The following is a 1117-nucleotide window of genomic DNA, read 5'->3' on the forward strand; positions in this document are numbered from 1 at the left end:
CACGGCAGCTACTTCCGCGGCATTGGCCTGCCGATGGAAGACAAGCTGCTGGCCGCGCTGCAGGGCAATGCCTATACCAAGGTGGCGCCGGTGATGGTGCAGTCCTTCGAGACCGCCAACCTGCGCGCGCTGCGCGCCAAGCTGGGCCGCGATTCCAACATCCGCCTGCTGCAGCTGCTGGATGCTGCCGGCGACATGCCGGCCGACGTGGTGCTGGCCGGCGGCACGCTGACGTATGCGCAGATGGCGACGCCGGCCGGGCTGAAGGAGATCGCCGGCTACGCCGACGCCATCGGCCCGGAACGGCGCATGGTGATCCCGTGGAACGCGCAGGGGGGCCTGGCTGCGCCCACCGCACTGGTCGGGGATGCGCATGCCGCCGGCCTGCAGGTGGTGGTCTACACCTTCCGCCCGGAGAACCCGTTCCTGCCGCCGGCAATGCGCCAGGGGGCGGAGAACGCGCGCAACCCGGAGGCATCGGTGGCCGAGATGCGCGAGTACCTCAAGGCCGGCATCGATGCGTTGTTCACCGACGATCCCGCACTGGGCCGCCGCGCGGTGGACGGCACGCAGTAAGCGCGGCCTTGGCTGTGATGTGGAGGGGTAAGCCTGTCGACCGAGGCCGCGCTTACGCGGGGTCGTTCGGGTCGCGCCGGCGCAGCGGCACCACCACTTCGTAATCGCGGCCCTCGCGAGGCTGCCACAACACCGGTACCTGCCGCGGGGACGGTGGCTCGAGCTCATCGGCGTCGGCCAGCACCTCGTCTTCCTCCTCGTCTTCCCAGCTGTAGCGCTTGCGGGGGGCCATCGGGTCGGCGTGGCGGAACATCAGCGCGGCGATGACGCCGGCGGCGGCACCGCCCATGTGCGATTGCCAGGACACGCCCGGCTCATGCGGCAGGATGGTGATCAGCATGCTGCCGTAGAACAGGAAGCCGATCATGCCGGCGGCGATGGCCGGCCGGTCGCGGCGCAGCAGGCCCAGCACGAACACCAGGAACATCAGGCCGTGGGTCACGCCGCTGGCACCGAGGTGATGGCTGCCGGGCTCGCCCAGCAACCAGGCACCCAGCCCGGAACCCACCCACAGCAGCGGCAGCGCGCGCACGGTGGCCTT

Annotated in this window: 2 protein-coding genes; one reads left to right on the forward strand and one right to left on the reverse strand. The window is 70.6% G+C overall.

Translation table 11 applies throughout. The features are described from left to right. On the forward strand, window positions 1-576 hold a 576-nt coding region (locus tag VA603_RS11545), incomplete at its 5' end, for a glycerophosphodiester phosphodiesterase family protein (RefSeq protein ID WP_323438933.1). A gap of 52 nt (window positions 577-628) precedes the next feature. Here VA603_RS11545 and VA603_RS11550 read toward each other — a convergent pair. Beyond that, the coding region (locus VA603_RS11550; protein WP_323438934.1) for a rhomboid family intramembrane serine protease at window positions 629-1117 on the reverse strand (489 nt) is incomplete at its 5' end.

This window comes from Stenotrophomonas capsici (assembly GCF_034961085.1).
GTDB lineage: Bacteria > Pseudomonadota > Gammaproteobacteria > Xanthomonadales > Xanthomonadaceae > Stenotrophomonas > Stenotrophomonas capsici.